The organism is Enterobacter cloacae complex sp. IR5422, assembly GCF_049238165.1.
In the GTDB taxonomy this organism is placed as follows: Bacteria; Pseudomonadota; Gammaproteobacteria; order Enterobacterales; family Enterobacteriaceae; genus Enterobacter; species Enterobacter roggenkampii.
In genome coordinates, this window is the sequence record NZ_JBMKHT010000035.1 from 21,210 (window position 1) to 40,564 (window position 19,355).

At 52.4% G+C, this 19,355-nt stretch carries 33 protein-coding genes; 19 read left to right on the plus strand and 14 right to left on the minus strand.

Features of this window, described 5'->3' with window-relative positions; genetic code table 11:
- Positions 1–30: 30 nt before the first annotated feature.
- The gene (locus ACOTXT_RS16380; RefSeq protein WP_021241045.1) at positions 31–1,218 is read right to left on the minus strand and encodes a CynX/NimT family MFS transporter; all 1,188 of its coding nucleotides are present in this window, start codon (positions 1,216–1,218) and stop codon (positions 31–33) included.
- A gap of 99 nt (positions 1,219–1,317) precedes the next feature.
- Between ACOTXT_RS16380 and ACOTXT_RS16385 the strand changes: the two genes are divergently transcribed.
- Positions 1,318–2,109, plus strand: coding sequence for an AraC family transcriptional regulator (locus ACOTXT_RS16385; RefSeq protein WP_021241046.1), 792 nt, complete (start codon positions 1,318–1,320; stop codon positions 2,107–2,109).
- Here the strand turns inward: ACOTXT_RS16385 and ACOTXT_RS16390 are convergent.
- Positions 2,093–2,539, minus strand: a complete 447-nt coding sequence (locus ACOTXT_RS16390; protein ID WP_008500737.1) for a DUF441 domain-containing protein — start codon at positions 2,537–2,539, stop codon at positions 2,093–2,095. The genes ACOTXT_RS16385 and ACOTXT_RS16390 overlap by 17 nt on opposite strands.
- A 144-nt stretch (positions 2,540–2,683) precedes the next feature.
- Between ACOTXT_RS16390 and yoaI the strand changes: the two genes are divergently transcribed.
- Complete coding sequence (yoaI, locus tag ACOTXT_RS16395; protein WP_010430055.1) at positions 2,684–2,788, plus strand: small membrane protein YoaI; 105 nt, start codon at positions 2,684–2,686, stop codon at positions 2,786–2,788.
- 20 nt (positions 2,789–2,808) lie between these two features.
- Here the strand turns inward: yoaI and ACOTXT_RS16400 are convergent, their stop codons facing one another.
- From ACOTXT_RS16400 to ACOTXT_RS16455, 12 genes are all read right to left on the minus strand, one after another.
- On the minus strand, positions 2,809–3,309 hold the full coding sequence (locus ACOTXT_RS16400; protein WP_069598135.1) for a YbaK/prolyl-tRNA synthetase associated domain-containing protein: 501 nt from the start codon (positions 3,307–3,309) through the stop codon (positions 2,809–2,811).
- Between the two features lie 263 nt (positions 3,310–3,572).
- A complete protein-coding gene (locus tag ACOTXT_RS16405; protein ID WP_421625353.1) occupies positions 3,573–4,715 on the minus strand; it encodes a phage integrase Arm DNA-binding domain-containing protein in 1,143 nt (380 codons plus the stop codon).
- Positions 4,690–4,953 (minus strand): excisionase, encoded by a 264-nt coding sequence (locus ACOTXT_RS16410; protein ID WP_008500733.1) that lies wholly within the window; start codon positions 4,951–4,953, stop codon positions 4,690–4,692. The genes ACOTXT_RS16405 and ACOTXT_RS16410 overlap by 26 nt, the downstream gene beginning before the upstream one ends.
- Before the next feature lie 32 nt (positions 4,954–4,985).
- Positions 4,986–5,255, minus strand: coding sequence for a hypothetical protein (locus ACOTXT_RS16415; RefSeq protein WP_421625354.1), 270 nt, complete (start codon positions 5,253–5,255; stop codon positions 4,986–4,988).
- Between the two features lie 66 nt (positions 5,256–5,321).
- Positions 5,322–5,837, minus strand: coding sequence for a hypothetical protein (locus ACOTXT_RS16420; RefSeq protein WP_265189572.1), 516 nt, complete (start codon positions 5,835–5,837; stop codon positions 5,322–5,324).
- On the minus strand, positions 5,837–6,475 hold the full coding sequence (locus ACOTXT_RS16425) for a hypothetical protein (RefSeq protein ID WP_421625355.1): 639 nt from the start codon (positions 6,473–6,475) through the stop codon (positions 5,837–5,839). Before ACOTXT_RS16425 ends, ACOTXT_RS16420 begins: the two co-directional genes overlap by 1 nt.
- Entirely contained in the window at positions 6,472–6,663 is a 192-nt protein-coding gene (locus ACOTXT_RS16430) for a hypothetical protein (RefSeq protein WP_196089469.1), read from the minus strand. Before ACOTXT_RS16430 ends, ACOTXT_RS16425 begins: the two co-directional genes overlap by 4 nt.
- A gap of 1 nt (position 6,664) precedes the next feature.
- Entirely contained in the window at positions 6,665–7,180 is a 516-nt protein-coding gene (locus ACOTXT_RS16435) for an ead/Ea22-like family protein (protein WP_421625356.1), read from the minus strand.
- A gap of 7 nt (positions 7,181–7,187) precedes the next feature.
- The gene (locus tag ACOTXT_RS16440; RefSeq protein ID WP_421625357.1) at positions 7,188–7,388 is read right to left on the minus strand and encodes a hypothetical protein; all 201 of its coding nucleotides are present in this window, start codon (positions 7,386–7,388) and stop codon (positions 7,188–7,190) included.
- A gap of 109 nt (positions 7,389–7,497) precedes the next feature.
- Positions 7,498–8,328 carry a chromosome partitioning protein ParB gene (locus tag ACOTXT_RS16445; RefSeq protein WP_421625358.1) on the minus strand — a complete coding sequence of 277 codons (831 nt, stop codon included), beginning with the start codon at positions 8,326–8,328 and terminating at the stop codon, positions 7,498–7,500.
- Positions 8,328–8,687 (minus strand): hypothetical protein, encoded by a 360-nt coding sequence (locus ACOTXT_RS16450; protein ID WP_261783814.1) that lies wholly within the window; start codon positions 8,685–8,687, stop codon positions 8,328–8,330. Before ACOTXT_RS16450 ends, ACOTXT_RS16445 begins: the two co-directional genes overlap by 1 nt.
- 754 nt (positions 8,688–9,441) lie before the next feature.
- Positions 9,442–10,101, minus strand: a complete 660-nt coding sequence (locus ACOTXT_RS16455) for a LexA family protein (RefSeq protein WP_170970934.1) — start codon at positions 10,099–10,101, stop codon at positions 9,442–9,444.
- A 92-nt stretch (positions 10,102–10,193) separates the two neighbouring features.
- Between ACOTXT_RS16455 and ACOTXT_RS16460 the strand changes: the two genes are divergently transcribed.
- From ACOTXT_RS16460 to ACOTXT_RS16540, 17 genes are all read left to right on the plus strand, one after another.
- Positions 10,194–10,391, plus strand: a complete 198-nt coding sequence (locus ACOTXT_RS16460; protein ID WP_016530206.1) for a Cro/CI family transcriptional regulator — start codon at positions 10,194–10,196, stop codon at positions 10,389–10,391.
- A gap of 94 nt (positions 10,392–10,485) precedes the next feature.
- A complete protein-coding gene (locus ACOTXT_RS16465) occupies positions 10,486–10,887 on the plus strand; it encodes a YmfL family putative regulatory protein (protein WP_421625359.1) in 402 nt (133 codons plus the stop codon).
- A gap of 240 nt (positions 10,888–11,127) precedes the next feature.
- Positions 11,128–11,307 (plus strand): DUF4222 domain-containing protein, encoded by a 180-nt coding sequence (locus ACOTXT_RS16470; RefSeq protein ID WP_421625360.1) that lies wholly within the window; start codon positions 11,128–11,130, stop codon positions 11,305–11,307.
- Positions 11,297–12,187, plus strand: coding sequence for a conserved phage C-terminal domain-containing protein (locus ACOTXT_RS16475; RefSeq protein ID WP_421625361.1), 891 nt, complete (start codon positions 11,297–11,299; stop codon positions 12,185–12,187). The genes ACOTXT_RS16470 and ACOTXT_RS16475 overlap by 11 nt, the downstream gene beginning before the upstream one ends.
- Positions 12,184–12,678 carry a hypothetical protein gene (locus ACOTXT_RS16480; protein ID WP_421625362.1) on the plus strand — a complete coding sequence of 165 codons (495 nt, stop codon included), beginning with the start codon at positions 12,184–12,186 and terminating at the stop codon, positions 12,676–12,678. The genes ACOTXT_RS16475 and ACOTXT_RS16480 overlap by 4 nt, the downstream gene beginning before the upstream one ends.
- A complete protein-coding gene (locus ACOTXT_RS16485; protein WP_421625363.1) occupies positions 12,678–13,337 on the plus strand; it encodes an MT-A70 family methyltransferase in 660 nt (219 codons plus the stop codon). The genes ACOTXT_RS16480 and ACOTXT_RS16485 overlap by 1 nt, the downstream gene beginning before the upstream one ends.
- Positions 13,334–13,561, plus strand: a complete 228-nt coding sequence (locus ACOTXT_RS16490) for a hypothetical protein (RefSeq protein ID WP_023293907.1) — start codon at positions 13,334–13,336, stop codon at positions 13,559–13,561. The genes ACOTXT_RS16485 and ACOTXT_RS16490 overlap by 4 nt, the downstream gene beginning before the upstream one ends.
- Positions 13,558–13,878 (plus strand): LexA family transcriptional regulator, encoded by a 321-nt coding sequence (locus tag ACOTXT_RS16495; protein ID WP_063929930.1) that lies wholly within the window; start codon positions 13,558–13,560, stop codon positions 13,876–13,878. Before ACOTXT_RS16490 ends, ACOTXT_RS16495 begins: the two co-directional genes overlap by 4 nt.
- On the plus strand, positions 13,875–14,264 hold the full coding sequence (locus tag ACOTXT_RS16500) for a RusA family crossover junction endodeoxyribonuclease (RefSeq protein WP_063929929.1): 390 nt from the start codon (positions 13,875–13,877) through the stop codon (positions 14,262–14,264). The genes ACOTXT_RS16495 and ACOTXT_RS16500 overlap by 4 nt, the downstream gene beginning before the upstream one ends.
- Positions 14,265–14,288: 24 nt before the next feature.
- Positions 14,289–15,005, plus strand: a complete 717-nt coding sequence (locus tag ACOTXT_RS16505; protein ID WP_340139364.1) for a phage antirepressor KilAC domain-containing protein — start codon at positions 14,289–14,291, stop codon at positions 15,003–15,005.
- On the plus strand, positions 15,002–15,991 hold the full coding sequence (locus tag ACOTXT_RS16510) for a DUF968 domain-containing protein (protein WP_421625364.1): 990 nt from the start codon (positions 15,002–15,004) through the stop codon (positions 15,989–15,991). The genes ACOTXT_RS16505 and ACOTXT_RS16510 overlap by 4 nt, the downstream gene beginning before the upstream one ends.
- A 13-nt stretch (positions 15,992–16,004) precedes the next feature.
- Positions 16,005–16,583, plus strand: a complete 579-nt coding sequence (locus ACOTXT_RS16515; protein WP_063929928.1) for a DUF1133 family protein — start codon at positions 16,005–16,007, stop codon at positions 16,581–16,583.
- 583 nt (positions 16,584–17,166) lie between these two features.
- Positions 17,167–17,562, plus strand: a complete 396-nt coding sequence (locus tag ACOTXT_RS16520; protein ID WP_022648767.1) for a phage holin family protein — start codon at positions 17,167–17,169, stop codon at positions 17,560–17,562.
- Positions 17,549–17,830 (plus strand): phage holin family protein, encoded by a 282-nt coding sequence (locus ACOTXT_RS16525; RefSeq protein ID WP_022648766.1) that lies wholly within the window; start codon positions 17,549–17,551, stop codon positions 17,828–17,830. Before ACOTXT_RS16520 ends, ACOTXT_RS16525 begins: the two co-directional genes overlap by 14 nt.
- A complete protein-coding gene (locus ACOTXT_RS16530) occupies positions 17,830–18,456 on the plus strand; it encodes a glycoside hydrolase family 19 protein (protein ID WP_063929927.1) in 627 nt (208 codons plus the stop codon). The genes ACOTXT_RS16525 and ACOTXT_RS16530 overlap by 1 nt, the downstream gene beginning before the upstream one ends.
- 7 nt (positions 18,457–18,463) lie before the next feature.
- Positions 18,464–18,733 carry a hypothetical protein gene (locus tag ACOTXT_RS16535; protein WP_063929926.1) on the plus strand — a complete coding sequence of 90 codons (270 nt, stop codon included), beginning with the start codon at positions 18,464–18,466 and terminating at the stop codon, positions 18,731–18,733.
- Between the two features lie 149 nt (positions 18,734–18,882).
- Positions 18,883–19,125 (plus strand): hypothetical protein, encoded by a 243-nt coding sequence (locus tag ACOTXT_RS16540; protein WP_115465931.1) that lies wholly within the window; start codon positions 18,883–18,885, stop codon positions 19,123–19,125.
- Positions 19,126–19,355: the final 230 nt, after the last annotated feature.

The following is a 19,355-nucleotide window of genomic DNA, read 5'->3' on the forward strand; positions in this document are numbered from 1 at the left end:
AAAGGCAGACCCGGTGGTCTGCCTGAGGATTTAACGGGGCGCGATCTCCCGGTCTCGCCCGGCTAACACACCGCAGATAGCCATTATCACAGCGGCCAGCGCACAGCCCAGAAGCGGAATTTGCCAGTCTCCTGCGGTATCGTGAATTTTCCCCATCAGCGGCGGGCCGCAGGCGGCAAGCAGGTAGCCAATCGACTGTGCCATTCCGGAGAGCGCCGCCGCCTGGTGCGCAGAGCTGGCGCGCAGGCCGATGAACGTCAGGCCAAGGATCATTGTTGCCCCTGTGCCAAAGCCAAACATCAGCGTCCACATCACCGCCATTCCGGGCATAAACCATAATCCTGCCGCGCTTATCGCGCACATCAGGGCCACTAAGCCTGCGATCGCTCGCTGATCTTTCAGGCGGTGGAGGATCAGCGGAACGGCGAGTCCCGGCACGGCCGTGGCCAGCTGCAACAGACCGTGCACCGAACCGGCCTGCGCTTCGCTGTAGCCGTGGCTCAGCAATATCGCCGGCAGCCAGCCGATGATGACGTAGTAGATCAGCGAGTTAATTCCTAAAAAGAGCGTCACCTGCCAGGCGAGGGCCGAGCGCCAGAGCGCGCGGTTTTGCAGCGCGCCTGCGCCCGTTACCGTTGCGACGTGTTTCTGACGCCACTGCGGCAGCCAGAGCAGCAGCGCGACCAGCGGAAACGCCATCAGCATCAGCAGCGCGCCATGCCAGCCCGCGCTCCCCTGTGCAAGGGGAACGATCATTGCTGAGCCAAACGCCGCCGAGACGCCCATCGTCAGGGAATAGGCGCCGGTGAGCTTCGCCACCTGGCCCGGAAAATCACGCTTAATTAATCCCGGTAACAGCACGTTCCCGAGCGCAATACCGCAGCCGACGATCGCCGTTCCGATGAAAAGCAAAGCGGCGGAAGGCAGCGAGCGAACGGCAATCCCGGCGCAAATGAGCAGCAGGGCGATAAACAGGCTGCGCTCCATGCCGATACGCCGGGCAACGCCTGCGGCGAGCGGCGAGACAAGGGCGAAAGCCAGCAGGGGCAGGGTGGTCAGCAGACCGGTTTGCGCCGTGCTTAAGCCATAATCAAGACGAATGGTATCGAGCAGCGGCGCTGCGCCAGTAAAGGTGACGCGAAGCGTGGTGGCAATCATCAGGATGCCTGCAATCAACAGCGCGCCGTGTTTTCCTGAGGTGCGAATAGCAGTAGTCATTATGTTCTCATACGTTCAAGCGAGCGCACACAATACCGATTTTCTCAGCGGTTGAAATCAGGCTAAAATGACAGTTTATCGCTCATATCGGACAAACTGATGATTGGTCTGGGACTGGAAGGCTACGATCCGGATAGCCAGTACGATGCGGCCGTCGCATTTCGCATTCAGGTAGTGGCGGAGGAACAATATATTCCGCTTCATCATCACCGTAAGGGGCAGCTGATTCTGGCCCTCGGCGGCGCAATCACCTGTGAAGTGGAAAATGCCATGCTGATGGTGCCGCCCCAGTATGCCGTCTGGATCCCTGGCCAGATGCCACACAGTAACAGGGCCACGCCGGGCGCGCAGCTCTGCTTTTTGTTCATTGAGCCGGGGACTGCCAGCCTGCCCGAGCGCTGCTGTACCCTGAAAATTTCCCCCCTGGTGCGGGAGCTGATTTTATCGCTCGCGGAAAAATCACGTGAACAGCTGCAGCTCGCGGCCACCTCGCGTCTGGTGGACGTCCTGTTTGACGAGCTGCCGCTCCAGCGACAGGAGCATCTGCAGCTGCCCGTGTCGCCCCATCCCAAAATCCGGCTGATGAGCGAGAAGATGGCGGAAGAGCCCGCCGCCTGGCAGACGCTGGCGCAGTGGGCGAGCCATTTCGCCATGAGCGAACGCAATCTGGCGCGGCTGGTAGTGAAGGAGACCGGTCTGAGCTTCCGCCGCTGGCGTCACCAGCTGCAGCTGATTGTGGCGTTACAGCATTTAATAAGCGGCAAATCGGTGCAGCAGGTGGCCCAGTCACTGGGCTATGACTCGACCACCGCGTTTATCACCATGTTCAGGAAGGGACTGGGCCAGACGCCGGCGCGTTATATGGCCAGCCTGACTACGACTTCCCAATAAACAGCGAGACAAGGCCTGCCGCAATCAGCGGGCCGACCGGCACGCCGCGAAAGAGCGCCACGCCCAGCACGGTGCCCACCAGCAGGCCCGCCACCAGCGAGGGCTGGCTGCTCATCAGCGTGACGCCGCGTCCGCCCAGCCATGACACAAAAATCCCCACCGCGATCGCCACCAGCGATTTCCAGTTTACAAACGAATGCAGCAGCGTTGAGGCGGGAAGCGTGCCGCTGGCGATGGGCGCCATTACCCCGATGGTTAAGATGATGATCCCGATGGTGAGGCCTTGTTTTTCTATCCACGGGAAAAAGGTATTTAACGGAGTCACGCGCACAATAATCAGCACCAGAATCGAGATGGCAACGGTGGTGTTATGGCTGATAAAGCCGAGCGCGGCGAGTGCCAGAAGAATGAGCAGAGTAGGGTCAAACATTGGGAATCCTTGCCAGAATAATGATCCTGTTTACTGTACGCGCAAACGCGGCAGAGAACAGTGTTAAAAAGATTTTATCGTTGTCATAACCTTGTCATTTACGCGGATTAAAACGAAAGCAGATATCGCAAAAGGGTCGCCATCATGAACGATCACATGTTTGTGGAAACGCTGATTATCTCCTCATCGTTTTTCGCTATTGCCGTTATTCTTGTTGCCTCCGTGCTGTTCCTGGAACGAAAAGGCTGACAGGGCGTCAGCCGTTGCAGTTAGGCTTTATGGAAGGTGACGAGCTCAGGACGGGCGATGCGCAGGTAATCCTGGGTATCCATAATCACGGATTTCTCCAGCAGGCCGGCGTTAAACGCGATTTCGTCAAAGCGCTCGAACAGCAGCGGGTCGGCAACCAGCGCCAGGTCAGGATGGAAGCTAAAGGGCGGGATAGCGCCGAAAACGCAGGCGGTCAGGGCATCGACTTCGGCCGGGCTGGCGAGGGAGGCCCTTAGCCCGCCAAAATGGCTGGCAAGCTGGCTCAGGTCAGCCTGCAGGTCGGCGGCAAGGATCGCCAGAACATGTTTCTTTACGCCGTTTCCCTTCACCTTGCAGACCAGGGCTTTAGCGCCTTGCCGCAGGTCGGTTCCGCGAATTTCACTTACCGCTTCACATTTCCCGACCGCCTCGTGCTCCATGACGCGAAAACGCGCGCCCTGCTCGGTGAGTAAGGTAATGAGCTGCTGGTGGGTTACTGTGCCAATAACGTCGTCAGTCATAACGATTTTCCCGTTGATAATCCAGTATGCAGGGGTCTACATTAGCACGGGATGAACGGGGTCGGAAGAAAACAGCCAGCGGGTTCGCTGGCTGTGGGATTATGCGTTGCTGGTAGCAGACTGCTTGTGGAACAATTCGATGATTTTTATTTTATTGTTTTATATGGTTATTTTTTCTTCCCCAAATCATCCCCAAAACAAATCCCCAAAACTCATATAACGCCAGCTTATCATTTGGCACTTTCTGAAAGTTATCTATCTTGCTAAATCACAAGTTTGTTCCATTCCAGACCACGATCATCTCCATACATTGTGCTCATCGCTTCAGTTTTATGCCCAAGCAAAGTTTTGACATCAATACCCTGTGCTTTATAGGTTCTAGATGAAAGCGAACGCTGCTCATGAAATGGGGGCAGGGCAATACAATCCTTTGGCCAGTCAATATTTGCTTTATCTCTCGCTTCTTTGAAATATTTAGATATTGTTTTTTCAGGAACGTGAGAACCAGCTTTACCGTAAGCATGATGTTTCACGTGGTGTATCAGATACGGGCTCACAACTCTGTCTCGACACTTGCTGATTACTTCTGAAAGCGTCACGCCAATAGCATCACACCGTAAATTTAAAGGAATAGCTAACTTCATTCCTGTTTTACTCTGGGTTATATGAAGATGGTTATCCCATATATCACTAAACTTCATCGCTACTATGTCTCCAATACGTTGACCAGTCACCAAAGCCAAAAGCATGGAATTCTGAGCACATGGGGGCAATGTTCCTGCGCTTTCATAGATTAGCTTCCATTGTTCGATACTGAGCCTGCTTCGTTTGACCTTTGCTATCGGATTTTTAACTGCTAAAGCAGGATTGTAGCCGGGTTCAACTTCACCAGCATGCTGTGCCTCCTTAAATACGTCGTTAAGCACGCTCCTAATCAGCTGGCCCATTCGATGTTTACCTTCAGACTTATATTCATCAATAATTTTTGCGATTAACTTCGTGTCAACATCTTTTATACGAACGTTAGGAGCTCTGTCAGCCAGAACTTGAGCACATAACCTCCTAGATTTTACGGTCGGTTTTTTTATTTCTCCGTCACGCATCCTTTCCATCTGAATATCTACGTACCTTTTTATCCAGTCCGCGACTCGAATTCCTTTCTCTTTCTTATCTTTCTTCTTAATAGCCATATCGATAAGAGCGAAGGATTGACGTGTTTCCTGCTCAGATGTTATCCGATTCAACTCCGTAGCAGCAGCTTTCGCTGCCTCTTCATCTGTTCCAAAACCAACAAATGTTCCAGTTACAGGGTGACGATATTGCCAGTAGATTTTTGATGTACGTTTATCCAACTTGCAATACAGGTTAGGTATTTTAACGTTATGCTTTCTGGGGCGAGCTGCCATTTATTGCTTTCTCCACTAACTGGCGAGCCTTGTCTGATAATGATGATGAAATATCAACATTGCTTACCATGCCAATAAAACGAGCGTCCTCATCTATAACCCAGCGCCGACCTTGCTTTAAAGCTGGCGGGAAAGTTTGCTTGGTCTTTGCTATTTTGTTCAATGCTGAGTTGCTTAATGGATATTTGAACCCATTAGGACCCGACGCCCACTCATGAAGTGTTACTAACTGCCCCATACGTTGATCTCCACGTAACCGGCTGCACCCGGCTATCTCTTATAGAAAATGCAAGATGAGCAACCACCTCGGAGCCCATCATTGCAGGTACGACATCTTTTTGTTTCGGTGTAATAGAGCTGGTGGACCATCTCCTTTGGCATGAGAACCGGCATCGGCACGCGGATGACCAGCTTTTTGAGCCTGTCGATCTCTCCGGCCAGTTCCAGCAGACGGGAGCGGCAATCCTCTGCCTCCTCGCGCCACCAGACCACGTCGGCTTTAAGGCGGCGCATGCGCCGCTGTTTGAGCTTGCTCACCATGGCAGCCACCCCATACCCTGAAGTGCGCCGATGACCAGCAGCACGAACATCACTGCGTCGAATGGGTTAGGCATTGGCCACCTCCGGAGGAGGGAAACTTGGAAGACCGTCATATACCTGATCAAGATGGCCACGCACCTGCATGCGGCGAAGAGCGCTGTACATGTAATCGCATTCTGCCTGCTTATTGGCGGTGAAAGGCTTTGATGATTTATTGCACCACATAGCATTGCCTGGCCACCCATGAACCTTATAGACCCGCCCATTTTTTACATGGAGCAAGCCCCAGCCTTGAGGTAGTTCATGCACCTCAATAAACCCAGGCTCAGCCATAAAGAATCGCCAGTCACCCATGCCCAACTCTGGCTCTATCCGAAACCTCTTTTTCCTGTCAGCAAGGAAGTCGGCGCGCGAACACTTCACTTCGATAAGGCATGAGGCGAGATTTCTGAACCCCAGCGCATCAGGCTGTTCACCCGTAGACACGGCGGCAACAAAGCGATCGTGAAAAGCAACTTTGAAGCCGTTGTTCTGAAGGAACTTACAGGCCAGCACGCAGAGCTCGCTGTGAGTCAGTGCCATCACTTCACCTCCTGCTGCGGTGCTGCTGGCAGCGAGCAAGCTTCAACTGCGGCCTCATGAATTCGCTTGATGGTGTCACAACTCACAGGGATTTCAGCGTCCCACCCCCCTTCATCGTTACAGTCCTCGCATCCTTCCCCAGCGCATGACTGGCACACGATACGATTAGTGACGTGAAACTCACCAGATAGGGCACCCTTAGCGCCATTCTCAGAGGTTAGCTTGAGGGGCATGACACAGTAACCATCAGGAAGCGTGCAAGGCTGGCTTACAGGTTCGGCACCCTGAAGCATGGCTGCGCGATAGGCGTTCCAGCCGACAGCTTTTCCGTGTTCAAACGCGCTGTCAAAGTCATCATCCATTTCCATCGCATCAGGCACAGATACCGGCGCTGGCGGGGCGGTGTATACAGCAATCAGATCCTCGCCGGGGTTGCGCCACATCCATTCGCGTCTCGCGACTCCAGCCTGAAAGTTTCTGAATGCCTGTGGGTCTGCATATGCCACAGCCTCCGCTTCGAGCGATGCCAGCGCGATACGCGCCAACTCTCTAATTTCGTCGTCTGTGATTGGAGATATAATTCGGCCAGCGCCAAACTCTAAAATATCTTTCACTCTCTCTTTGGAAATAGTGCTCATGGATACCCCCTCTCAACCTCGAGCATTTCGTCGTAGTCATATTCAGTTTCTGAGCCATCAGTACCGAACAGGGTAACGGTGTCATCCTCCATCCAGAATGATTCGACCGTGTAGCGTTTGCCGTGAGAGGTGATAACCACATCGCCAGGCTCAACGTCTTCGGCGCGGATGTTTAATTTGTCAGCCATATCACTCTCCTTTACCGGCTGCGGCGGGGCTAAGTTTGGTATTCACGTCGCCTTCAAAAATCGGCAGCACATCTACAGCGGTGGCCCAATTCTTAGCAAGTGCTGGGTCTGCGGTTTCATCGGCGTAGTCTGCCATCCGCCAGCCGATTAAGCGTTTCTGCCCTGGAAGCTCAGCAATCCGCTTCTCTGCGGCTTCCAGCTTCCCGGTTAGCTCTTCAATCCGTTCTTCATATCGAGCGCCAACGGAAACGGCTTTCTCGAACGCCTTGAACCATTTGGCTGCATCTTGCTTTGCGGCTTCCAGCTCATCCAGCAGCGCCAGCACGGTGGCGGGGTTGGCTGCGGCGATGAATACTGAATCAACCTTGAGGCAATGTTGTGCTACCGCTTTCACACCAACCTTCACCTCATATCCGCGCGCACCTTTGTGTGGCTTGTAAGGCTCCCAATTGCCCCATGATGCTGAGTTTGCCGCATTGGCCGCTTCACGTAATGCGCGTTTGTCGATGTTGCTCATTGGGCGGCTATTCATCGCTATTATCCTCACAGCAAAAGTGGCGACCTTCTGGGTCAGCGCTTATGTGTCCGCAGATATCGCACTCTATGCCTTCACCACCAGGCCATTCTTCCATATCATCTTCATGCTGGCAGTTACGGCACAGCTGCTGTCCTTTCCACATATCCTCTTTGCAGCGCGGGCAACGGTCTAAATCTTCGTCTTTCATTCGTCACGTTCCTCGCAGGTGTGTGTCTCTGGCTCATCTGCCTTGTAATAACCGCCGCAAATTTTGCAGGGCACTACCGGCACTTCGTCGTAATGAGATGTTCCGGTAATCACGACTGCACTCCTTTGCGAAGAAGGGCGGCTATGGCTTTGTGCTCATCTATAATTTGCGATGCTTCTGCATGGGCCAATCCTTCGAGAGAGATAACACCTGTGTCGCTTATACCTGCCAGGCTGATCAGCTCTACAAGACGACGCGCTTTCTTAACGCTAATTTCAGGAGCTATGACGCTTCGGGTAACTTTCTTCTTGCCCTTTGCTGCAGCGGAAGCTTTATCCTTCTGGAGAACCTCACCTGCCTTTTCGCCGAACTCTTTTACTCGATCAACAGCCACATCTACGGACACGTTTCCGGATTTAACTTCTTTCTGAACGTCCTGGTTAGCTGTGCTAAGTAGCAGGAGCTTTTCGACAGTTGGTACAGACTTATTGACCAGTTTTGCGATCTCGCTGGTGGTCTGGTTGAAGGCGTTATGCAGCTCCTGAATAACTGAAGCCTGTTCCATATCGGAGAGCGGCAGCTGGTTGTTACTGGTCATGATTCGAGCAAGACGCTGAACATCGTTACCGTTGAACGGCATGATGTGGATGCGGTCTACTGGCTTGCCAGCTTCAGCACAGCGCGCGTAGCAACGACGGCGGCGGTGACCTTCAACAACCCACACACCACCTTCATCACGTGCGATAACTTCCAGTGGTGGAACTGATCCTCCGTTCATCAGGTAGTTGAACAGGTCATCATCAGCCTGGCGGGTGCGTTCATCATCTTCACGCTTGTTGAAACCTTCACGAACGTGGATATCTGAAAGAGCGATAAACATCCCGGTATCGGTGCGCTTAATTACACCGGCCTTGGTCATTTGCTTGAATGAGTTAGCCATTAGAGAACAACCTCGTTATTCAGGGAAATGACGACACGAGGCAGTTCACGGAGTTCTCGCTGAGCTTCCAGCAGGTGCATGTTGGTAGGCGTTTTTGTGTAGCGCTCTTCGATACGGTCACACTCTTTGGCCCAGCTGGCGACATCTTCACGCAGAGTTGCGTTCTGCTTAGCCAGTTCCTTCCGCTGCGCCATCGCTTCACAAAGCGCAACGCTGGTAACATCAAGACGCGTAGCCAGTTCGTTAACCATCCAACCATAAGCGGCAGGAAGGAGAGGGGCGGCCTTGCGAGCTGCGTCAATAAGCTGCTCTCTGGTCATGCGTGGTTGTAACTCGGTGACGTTCTGTGTGTTTGTCATGGTTAGTTTCTCCGTGTTATAAGCGCTCTGCACAGCGCTGATTTTTGGTTGCACGAATCCCTCGCCGTTATGGCGACAAAAATAAATGGGTTTCGTTTTAGTAAGCACCCAACCAGGGCACTTAGTGAAACGGGCGGCTGCCACCGCCAGTTAGCTTCTCCACAATTGGGAGCGCGTTCCCCTGAGTTGATTTAACGACTGCGGCCTCTCAAGGAACCTACTGAACGCGCTTTCAGTTATGAAAAGGGGCGGTCGACATTAAGGGATTCAAACTGCCGACCGCCAAGACTACACACAGCATCTGGTACAGCTACTACGGTTTACACAACTGGAAGCGCACTCCTTGCGTTTACTTACCTGTCATCCACAACCGATAGTTGATGGAGTGCGCTTTCATGTTATGTGCCGGGATTCCACCGGCTCCCATCTGTTTTTTAAGCCACTCAGATATCGTCTGGGCTGTCACCTGATCGCCACGCTGGTGAAACGTCTCTGGCTGTCGTACACAACTGGCTTGCACATTCCGGCTACCCGCTGGATCGGGATACTGCCTAAGGAATCCCCGGACCGCTGCGGCACATGTGCCATATGCCGTACTGCTTACTACCACACCGGTGCAGATAACTATCAGTACCCGTGGTGTGATTTAAATGTACCTTTAGTTACCTTGGTGGTCAAGCGGCGAATGTACTTTTTGTTACCTTGAGGGGCGAAAAAAATGCCAGAAGGATATCTGGCATTGGAAATGAAGAACTTAGATGTTCTGGGTTATCTGAACCACTTTCCCAACAATTCGGCAGTTACCGTCTATCGGGATAGGTTTGAATGCAGGGTTAAGTGGCATCAAGTATGAGAAGGGACTATCCCATACCAGCTTTTTAACGGTCGCCTCAGCTGAACCGTCAAGTATTGCTACTACAATTTTTCCGTAAAGGTCATCAAGTTGGCCATAATGAGGCTCAACAATAACGATCGACCCTTCAGGTATGGATGGCAGACCGTGAGGGTTGGTCATAGACTCCCCACGAACTACCAATCCGAAAACTTCATCAGAAACGTTTGCAGTGGTTTGCGTCCATGAAATCACATCAGAAAGCCTTGAGCATGCATAAGTATCAGTCCACATACCAGCCTGAACGGCGGAGATAATAGGAACTGCCGTTGGGGGCTTAAGGAACGGAATAACTTTGGTATCGTCCTGCGTTTCCTCACCCTGACCGTAAAGAATCCATTCTGGAGTAGTCTGCAACGCCATTGCCAGCTGGTGGAGGTTTTCACCATCAGGTTTTGTTGTACCGCTCTCCCATTTAGTTACAGAAACACGGCTAACTCCTAAGCGTTTAGCCAGGGTCTGCTGTGTTATGTCGAGCTGGACTCGACGGGATCTTATTCGGTCTTTCATCTCTGTTTTCATGTAACCAATGTTACATCGATTCCTTGTAACTGTTGTTTGCTATTTAATGTACCTTTTGTTACCTTTAAGACGTGAGTTAACCAGGAGGAACCATGCGTAAATCAGAAGTCATTGAACACTTCGGCGGCGTATCAAAAACCGCGAGTGTTCTTGGGATTTCCCACCCGGCAGTTTGCCGATGGGGTGAAGTTATCCCTCAAAAGCAAGCTTTTGTCATCGAGCGAATTACGAAAGGAAAGCTTAAGTACGATGCCAGCCTTTACCAAAAGGCTACAGATTCAGCTGCTTGAAAGTAACTACAAAAGGAAAAACAACATGGTAGAGCCAAGCCTGAAAGAAGTAGTGAAAGCGATGTGTAAAGCGTACCCCTGAGGCCGTGAGGCTATGGCAGGTGCTCTTGGCATGTCAGTCACGCAGTTCAATAACAATCTGTACGAGAAGAACGGCTGCCGCTTCTTCGAGGTGAACGAGCTGGAAGCGATGGAAGACATATCAAACACGTCTCTCCTGGCAGATTACTTTGCTCGTCGTCGCGGCGCATTGCTGGTGGAAGTTCCGCAACTTGAAGACCTCGATCGCGTTGACCTATTCACCCGTGCAATGAGAACTGCAGCAGCACGCGGTCAGGTTGATCAGATCATTCAGAAGGCGCTGGAAGATGGAGTGATTGAAGCGCATGAAGCGGAAGAAATTAACGAGTATCACCGCCGTCATCTGGCAGCGCGTGAAGAAGAAATCCGCGCGATTGTCGCGCTGTTTAGCCGTAAGCAAAGCCAAAAAAAGTGACGCCCGCGAGTGTGCAGCTCCGGGCGTCTTGGCGTGTCGTATTCAGTGGAGAAACTAACGCATGAACAGTTTAAACCGATTGAGACCAGCGAAGCAATTCAGATGCCTTCCACTGGTGGGAAAAGACTCCCCGTTCGGCTATGTGGAAAGATTAAACGACCAGCCTGGTGAGAACAACTACCAGCCAGAGAACGCGATGGTAGAGGCTTTTGCTCAGATGAATGAGAAGGGGCGTGAGGAATGGCTGAAGTTAACCGGCGATTCAAAGACCACTACGGCGTCCCGGTCCGTGTCATCAGATGGGAGCCGCAGACTCGACGCGTTATATACCTTCGCGAAGGGTACGATCATGAGTGCTTCAGCCCTCTTGACCAATTCCAGCGTAAATTTACAGAGTTAAAGGACGACCATGAGCACTAAATTAACCGGTTACGTTTGGGACGCTTGCGCCGCTTCTGGCATGAAGCTGTCCAGCGTTGCCATCATGGCGCGTCTGGCTGACTTCAGCAGTGATGAGGGGGTTAGTTGGCCTTCTATCGCTACCATCGCACGTCAGATTGGGGCTGGTGAGAGCACGGTTCGTACGGCAATCGGGCAACTTGAGAAAGATGGTTGGCTTACCCGCCAGCAACGCCGTAAGGGCAACCGTAACGCATCCAACGTTTATCAACTGAATGTTAAAAAGCTCCGTGAGTCTGCCTTTTCTCACCTGTCAGAATCTGACGCGTCAAAATCCGACGCATCAAAACCCGACCCGTCAAAATTTGATGCGTCGAAAAACAGCAATAACGGCATTTTTCACCCGTCAGAATCTGGTGGGGATCCGTCAGTAAAATCAACTACTGATCCATCAGATAAAAAACCTTCTTGTCAGGTTGCCCAGCAACCCGACGATGAGAGTGGTGGCAAGAAGCCTGATCCTGAAGTTTTGCTGACTGACAATTCAAAATCGGTACTGAAACATCTCAACCTGGTCAGCGGTTCGCGTTTCCAGAATTGCTCTGCTTCGCTGGATAACATCCGCGCAAGGCTTCGTGAGGGGTTTACTCCGGAAGAGCTCATGCTGGTGGTCGATTACAAACACGAGCACTGGAAAGGCCTGAAGGATTACCAGTACATGCGCCCAAAAACTCTGTTTATTCCCGGAAACTTCCCAGGCTACTTGCAAGTTGCTACTCGCTGGGATGCGAAGGGCAGGCCAAAACGTGAGGACTGGGATGCAGCCCGAAAAAACAATTCGCTCACCTTCGGTGTACCCGACAAAGCAATCCCGGCAGGTTTCAGAGGAGCTAAGCCATGAGCCTTTTGAAAGACATTCAGATTTTCATCGCCACTAACCCTGGCTTAACGAACAAAGAGATTGCGGCATCAATGCCACAGTACGACGTTCATGCTGTTCAGCGCGGGGTATGCCACCTGGTCAAACTGAATCGCGCTACCCGCCAGCACAACGGCAAGTGCTACCAGTATTTTGCTAAAGCGCCGGGTGGGGATGTGAGCGATGGGCATTCTGCACTGAAAATTAACCGAGCTGACGCACCAGCTGCATCAGAACAGGAAGCCGCACCAAACCCGGTAGTGACCGCGATGATGGAAAAAGCTCAAGGCCTGTTTGATAAGGGGCTCTTCCAGCGTGCGGCTACGGTTCTGATGGATGCATTCAACCGCTCAAAAGACGAAGAACAGCGCCTGAAGATACTGATAGAGCGCCAGCGTTGCCTGAGCATGGTACCGAAAGTCAAAACGCCTACTGACGCATGGTGTCTGGCAGGTCAGGGGAGGAATATCTAATGAAATACTCTCTGATTTACGCAGACCCAGCCTGGGAATACGGCAACACCGTCAGCAACGGCGCGGCTACTAATCACTACGGCACAATGAAGCTGGTCGACATGAAGCGTCTTCCGGTCTGGGACCTTGCTGCTGACGATGCTGTTTTGGCTATGTGGTTCACCGGCACGCACACCCGCGAAGCTATCGAACTGGCTGAAGCATGGGGCTTTAAGGTCCGCACGATGAAGGGCTTTACCTGGGTGAAGTTCAACCCATTGGCAGAGCAGCACATCAACAAAGCGCTTCAGGCTGGTGGAGTAGAGGACTTTTACGACTTCCTCGACCTGCTGAACACCCAGACCCGCATGAACGGCGGCAACTACACCCGAGCCAATACCGAAGACATGTTGATCGCCACCAGGGGGAACGGACTGGAACGCCAGTGCGCGAGCATCAAGCAGGTTATCTACAGCCCACTGGGCGAGCACAGCCAGAAGCCAGCAGAGGCGCGCTTCCGCCTGGAGAAGCTTTACGGTGACGTTCCGCGCATCGAACTCTTCAGCCGCTGCGGTGCACTAGGCTGGGACCATTGGGGTAATCAGAGTGAGTCCGCTGCAGTTGAGTTGATTCCTGGCGTTGCTGTTCCGGTGGCAGATAACCGGGAGCATGCAGCATGAAGAAGCTATCAACCGAGCAGGAGAACGCGGTTCGTGACGTTGCCCGTCAATGCTCCGATGCCATTAAGAAAGCCCTGAAGAAAAAGCCGAAGCCAAGCTGGAACGTCGTTGTACCTCCGATCCTGAAGGAGTACCACGAGAAGGTTAAACCGATGGGCGTCAGCCTGGTGATGTTCAATAGCGTAATCGGACGCCTGAACGGGCGTTATGGAGTCGAGTCATGATCGAATTAACGCCGCGTCAAAGTGAAGTGTATGACGCTATCAAGGTTCACATTGAAAAGGTTGGTTTCCCACCAACGTTGATCGAGCTTGCTGAACTGATTGGTTGCTCATCGCAGAACGCTGCTGCTGAGCACGTGAAGGCACTTAAGAAAAAGGGTTACCTCTCCATTGCTCCTGGCGCTGCCAGGGGCATTACCGTCGTCAAAACAGAACTGGATGCTGATCCGGTAGCGATCATTAAAGGTCTGTTATCCGGTGGAGACAAGGCAAGAGTTAACGCTGTTGAATGGCTGAAAAAACAGGGAGTGACTGTATGAAACTGGTGCTCCCGTTCCCTCCGAGCGTAAACACCTACTGGCGAGCCCCGAATAAGGGGCCGTTAAAAGGCCGCCATCTTATCAGTGAGAAAGGCAGGGCATATCAGAGTGCGGCATGCGCAGCGATTATTGAGCAGCTGCGTTGCCTTCCAAAACCATCATCGTCACCAGCTGCGGTGGAGATCCTTCTCTTTCCGCCAGATGCTCGTCGTCGGGACATCGACAATTACAACAAGGCTCTGTTTGATGCGCTTACGCACGCTGGCATCTGGGAGGATGACAGTCAGGTGCGGAGAATGCTGGTGGAGTGGGGGCCGAAAGTACCTGGTGGACGAGTAGAGATATCGATCAAGAAACATGAACCTCTGGCGGGTGCAGCCGCCTGATAAGTGGAGAAGAGCATGAATCAGATGAATATCACCGTAATGTGTCCGACTCACCACGCCGCCGCAATGGGGCAGCAAATAACGATGTCCAGCCGTGAGATTGCAAAGCTGGTCGACTCACGCCACAGCAACGTATGTGTGACCATCGAGCGCCTCATGAATTCTGGCGTAATTGGGGGGTATGCTGCATTGCAGTACACCCACCCTCAGAACCAGCAGGTTTACCACTACTACGAAGTTAACAAGCGAGACAGCTATGTGATCGTCGCGCAGCTGTGCCCGGAGTTTACCGCCCGTCTGGTTGACCGCTGGCAGGAACTGGAGAGCGGGGCCGGGATGGTGGTACCGCAAACACTTCCTGAAGCACTTCGCCTCGCTGCCGATCTTGCCGAACAGAAGCAACGCCTGAGTGAAGAACTGGCCATAGCAGCGCCTAAGGCTGAATTTGTTGATCGCTATGTTAAAGCCACTGGCTCAATGACGTTTCGGCAGGTTGCCAAGCTCCTTAACGCCAAAGAACCCGAGTTCGCGATGTTCCTCATTGAGAACGGCATCATGTACCGGTTAAACCGTGTTCTTACACCAAAGAGCAAGCACATCGAAGCAGGGCGCTTCGAGGTTAAGACAGGGACCACCAACCAGACTAACTACGCATTCAATCAGTCCCGCTTTACTGCAAAGGGCGTGCGCTGGATTGGCGGCTTGTGGGCTGAACATATTGCTAAGGGGCAAATTGCGTGAGAGCCATACTGACACCTGAAGTCGCGCCATTGTCCGGGGTGGTGCTGTTTCGTCCTGGTAACGAATTGTTGTGGCTGTTTCGTCGTGGCCGGGTGGTGATTGAAACGCCTTCCGAAGCAATCAAGCACCTGCCATCTGGACTGATTCCTGAAGCGCACCAGCCACTGACGGATGATGTCAGTGTGCAGGAGCTTTTCCTGAATGAGAGAGTTATTCAGCGTGCTGGTGGACTGAGTGGTCTTGATGCCTGGCTGGAACGTAAATTCGAATGTCAGTGGCCACACAACGAATGGCACTCAAAGGACTTCACACTGCTACGCCACGCCCCCGGCAGCATTCGCCTGTGCTGGGGATGCGATAACCAACTGCGTGAACAAACTACTGAAAGACTGGCAGGAATTGCCATGCAGAACCTGGTAAAATGGCTGCTGGAAAGGGTGAATATCATGCTGGGTTTCAGCGCTGACCACACCCTGACGCTGCCGGAGTTTTGCTGGTGGATGGTACGTAACGATCTGGCTGACCTGATTCCTGAATCAGTAGCTAATCAGGCTCTCCGGATTAAGCCTGAATCGCACACCTCATTGATGCGGGAAAGCGACATTGTTCCGTCATTGCCAGCGACTGAAATCCTCCAGGAGAAAGTTAAGAAGATAGTCTCGGTGAAGGTCGATCCTGAATCACCGGAATCTTTCATGCTGAGGCCAAAGCGCCGCCGCTGGGAGAACGAGAAGTACACCCGCTGGGTGAAGTCGCAGCAGTGCAGTTGCTGCAATAACCCGGCAGACGACCCCCACCACCTGATAGGCCACGGGCAGGGTGGAATGGGTACCAAAGCGCATGACCTGTTTGTGATACCGCTGTGCAGAGCGCATCACGACGAGTTGCACGCTGATCCTGTGGCATTTGAAGCGAAGCACGGCGACCAGTTAACGCTGTTGTTTCGGTTTTTAGATCGTGCGCTGGCAATAGGCGCACTGGCGTAAGTGGAGACGCAACATGATCAATCCTTCTGAAGTTGGCAAATCCGGCGAGATGGTTCGCCTTCGCACTCTCGAAAGCATCTGGGTACAGGGCAAGCTCCGCATGTGGGGCCGCTGGTCATATATCGGTGGCGGCTCTGGCGGAAACATGTTTAACCAGCTGCTGGCATCCGGGAAAATCACCAAGACCGCAATCAACGATGCGTTGCGCCGAATGAAGAAATCCGGCATCACTAAACCTGAGCTGGAAGCTTACCTGCGCGAAATCCTAGACAGCAAAAACAAAAGCGGCCTGGCGTTCTGTTCTGACGAAGAAGGGCTGAAGATTGATGGCGTGATCGCCGCTGTACTCATGAACGAAGAATACCGTGGGTTGTATGGCGTGATTGTTGATCGTCATCGTCTGCGCAAAAGCAAACTCCAGATGGCTAAAGAGCTTAATTCAAAACACCCCGACTGGACCCTTATTACATGCCGTCGTCGCATTGATACATGGGTTAGTCTTGCAGAATCGATCCTTTACGCACCACTTTGTGATGCGTTCGGCACAAATAGCGACAGATTTAAGTTGCATAGTGAGCAAGAAAGTGCTTAAATTGTGGTAGGCTCGGGACAGTAAAGCGTACTGAGCAACAAATCAAAACATAAACCCGCCACTGCTGCGGGTTTTTTATTTTAAGGGCTGCCTCCGGGTGGCCTTTTTTGTTTCCCCTCGTTCTGAGAGGACTCATGGCGATGATGTATTGACCGCTAGAATGGATTAGTCGTAACTTATTATTGTGGTGAATCCTTTCTAAGCGAAAGGGCGTTCCAGTCAACTGCTATCTGCAGGTATGCGCGCGGCTTTGCTGACTGGGGTAGAGTCACTGGGAGGCACCCGGCACCATGACAACAACAATACAGTTTCAAATTCCTTGAGAGCCTGCCGTAAAAAGCAGGCCTTTTTTTATGAATTTGCAAACTGCTGCTACGCTTGAAATGTGTGTTGAAGGTAATTGCCTGATGGTTCTCCTGAACCGTTGTGAACCAGCCCGATACTGTCTCACTCAGGTCAGTTAGCAAGACTCACGACTACCTACCTTACTTACTAATAGTCACTCATTAGCCCGCCTTCAAAAGCGGGCTTTTTTTATTCCCCTCATCACTGAGAGGATTCACGGCAATAAGAGGGGGACTAGATGTCCGATCCTGTTTCTGGCACGACAGTAGCGGCTGGTGGTCTGATGGGGGCCAGCATGTTCGGCCTGGCAACCGGCATAGATTACGGTGTGGTGTTTGGCGCATTCGCTGGTGCGGTGTTCTACGTCGCTACGGCGGTTAATATCAGTCGCCTTAAGCTGGTGGGCTACTTCATCACCTCATTCATCTTCGGCGTTATCGGCGCTCCACTGCTTGGCTCTTACTTCTCCAAATGGACGGGGTATAGCGACAGGCCACTTGATGCGCTGGGCGCGGTAATCGTAGCCGCTATTGCTATTAAGCTGCTGACGTTCGTCAACAGTCAGGATTTGGGTAGCCTGTTTGGAATTCTCTCGCGTTTACGTGGTGGAGGGGCCAGCAATGGTAACAAGTGATCCGAGTGCGATGGCAAACGCAATTATCTCTGCTGTGATCGTTATTGCACTGATGTTCTACCAGCGCGGCGGGGCGAGACATCGCCCTCTGATATCGCTGATGGCTTATTTCACGGTGCTGGTATACGCCAGCGTCCCTTTCCGTTACCTGTTCGGCCTGTACCATGAATCTCACTGGTTCGTGGTGCTGGTGAACGTCCTGATATGCGCCGCCGTTCTATGGGCTCGGGGAAACGTGGCGCGCTTGGTTGACGCACTGAGGCACTAATGAACCAATCACAATTTCAAAAGGCGGCTGGGCTAAGCGCCGAGTTAGCTGCGCGCTGGTTTCAGCCAGTAAGTGATGCGATGAAAGAGTTCGGCATCACCAGGCCGGTAGACCAGGCCATGTTCATTGCGCAGGCTGGGCATGAGTCGACAGGATTCACCCGGCTGCAGGAAAACTTCAATTACAGCGTAGTCGGGTTGGCAAACTTCATTCGAGCTGGACGCATTACACAGGACCAGGCTAATACGCTGGGCCGCCGACCTGATGAACGAGCATTACCAATTGAGCGTCAGCGTGCCATTGCTAACTTGGTATACAGCAAACGCTACGGTAACAACGCGCCAGGTGATGGATGGAAATACCGTGGTCGTGGACTTATTGGCATCACGTTCCTGGATAACTATCGTGACTGCGGCAATGCCCTGAAGGTTGATCTGGTCCAGCAGCCTGAGCTATTAGCTGAGCCCATTTATGCAGCCAGAAGCGCGGCATGGTTCTTCGTTACAAAGGGATGTCTGAACTATTCAGATAACCTGCTGCAGGTGACGAAGATTATCAACGGCGGAACGAACGGACTGGAAGATCGTCGCGCTCGCTTCGGTCAGGCCAAAACGGTACTGGTGTGAGGTTGATATGGGATTAGAAACAATCATTGGTCTTGCTGCCCTGGTAATGGCCGCTATCGCTGGTGCCTTTGGCATTGGTCATTCACGCGGCACCAGCAAAGCGGAAGCCAAAGCAGACCAGCAGCGCACCGAAGAAAAGGCCGCAGCCACTGAAGCAGTAGCCGAACGCCGGGTAGAAGCAACGAAAGAGGCCAGTAATGTACAGCAGACGGTTAACCATATGCTTGGCGACGATGTTGATCGTGAGCTGCGCACAAACTGGACCCGTAAGGGTTGAGGTGGTGGATACTGCTTGCGATTGGGTTAGACCCATTTACGGGACCACTCATGATTGGGATGTTCTGGACCGCCAGACTAAGAAGGACATCCTGGCGCATAACAAAGCGTGGCAGGCGAACTGCCAGAAAACCAAAGAAAGGAAATAAAGTGGATAAATTTAAGTTCGACCTTAACCAGTTTGTTGAGTTGTCAATCAGTGGCGAAATGGGCCATATCAAATCCCGCGCTGAGAGCATCAACCACTGCAATCAGTATCTTGTTCACTACAAAGCCGCAGATGGCCGTGCTCAAGAAAGTTGGTTCGATGAAGATGATATCGCAGCAGTTGAAGATGATGAGCATCCTGGCGCGCCCATTTACGCCGTGAAAGCTGACGATGTGAAGGCCTGATAGCCATTACAAAGCCCACCTTATGAAGAGCTAGGTAATACTATCCAGGAAGCAAGCCAATCAGATGTTTTATCGCAGGCCAAATGGTCAAGGTATTTGCACCTAAGGAAGGTGCGAATAAGTCCGAGATGTGAGATCATCGTGTTGTAACCTGAACCCAGAATGAGTAACCGGATGAGCCAGCAACTGACTTTTGCCGACAGTGAGTTTTCCAGTAAACGCCGCCAGAC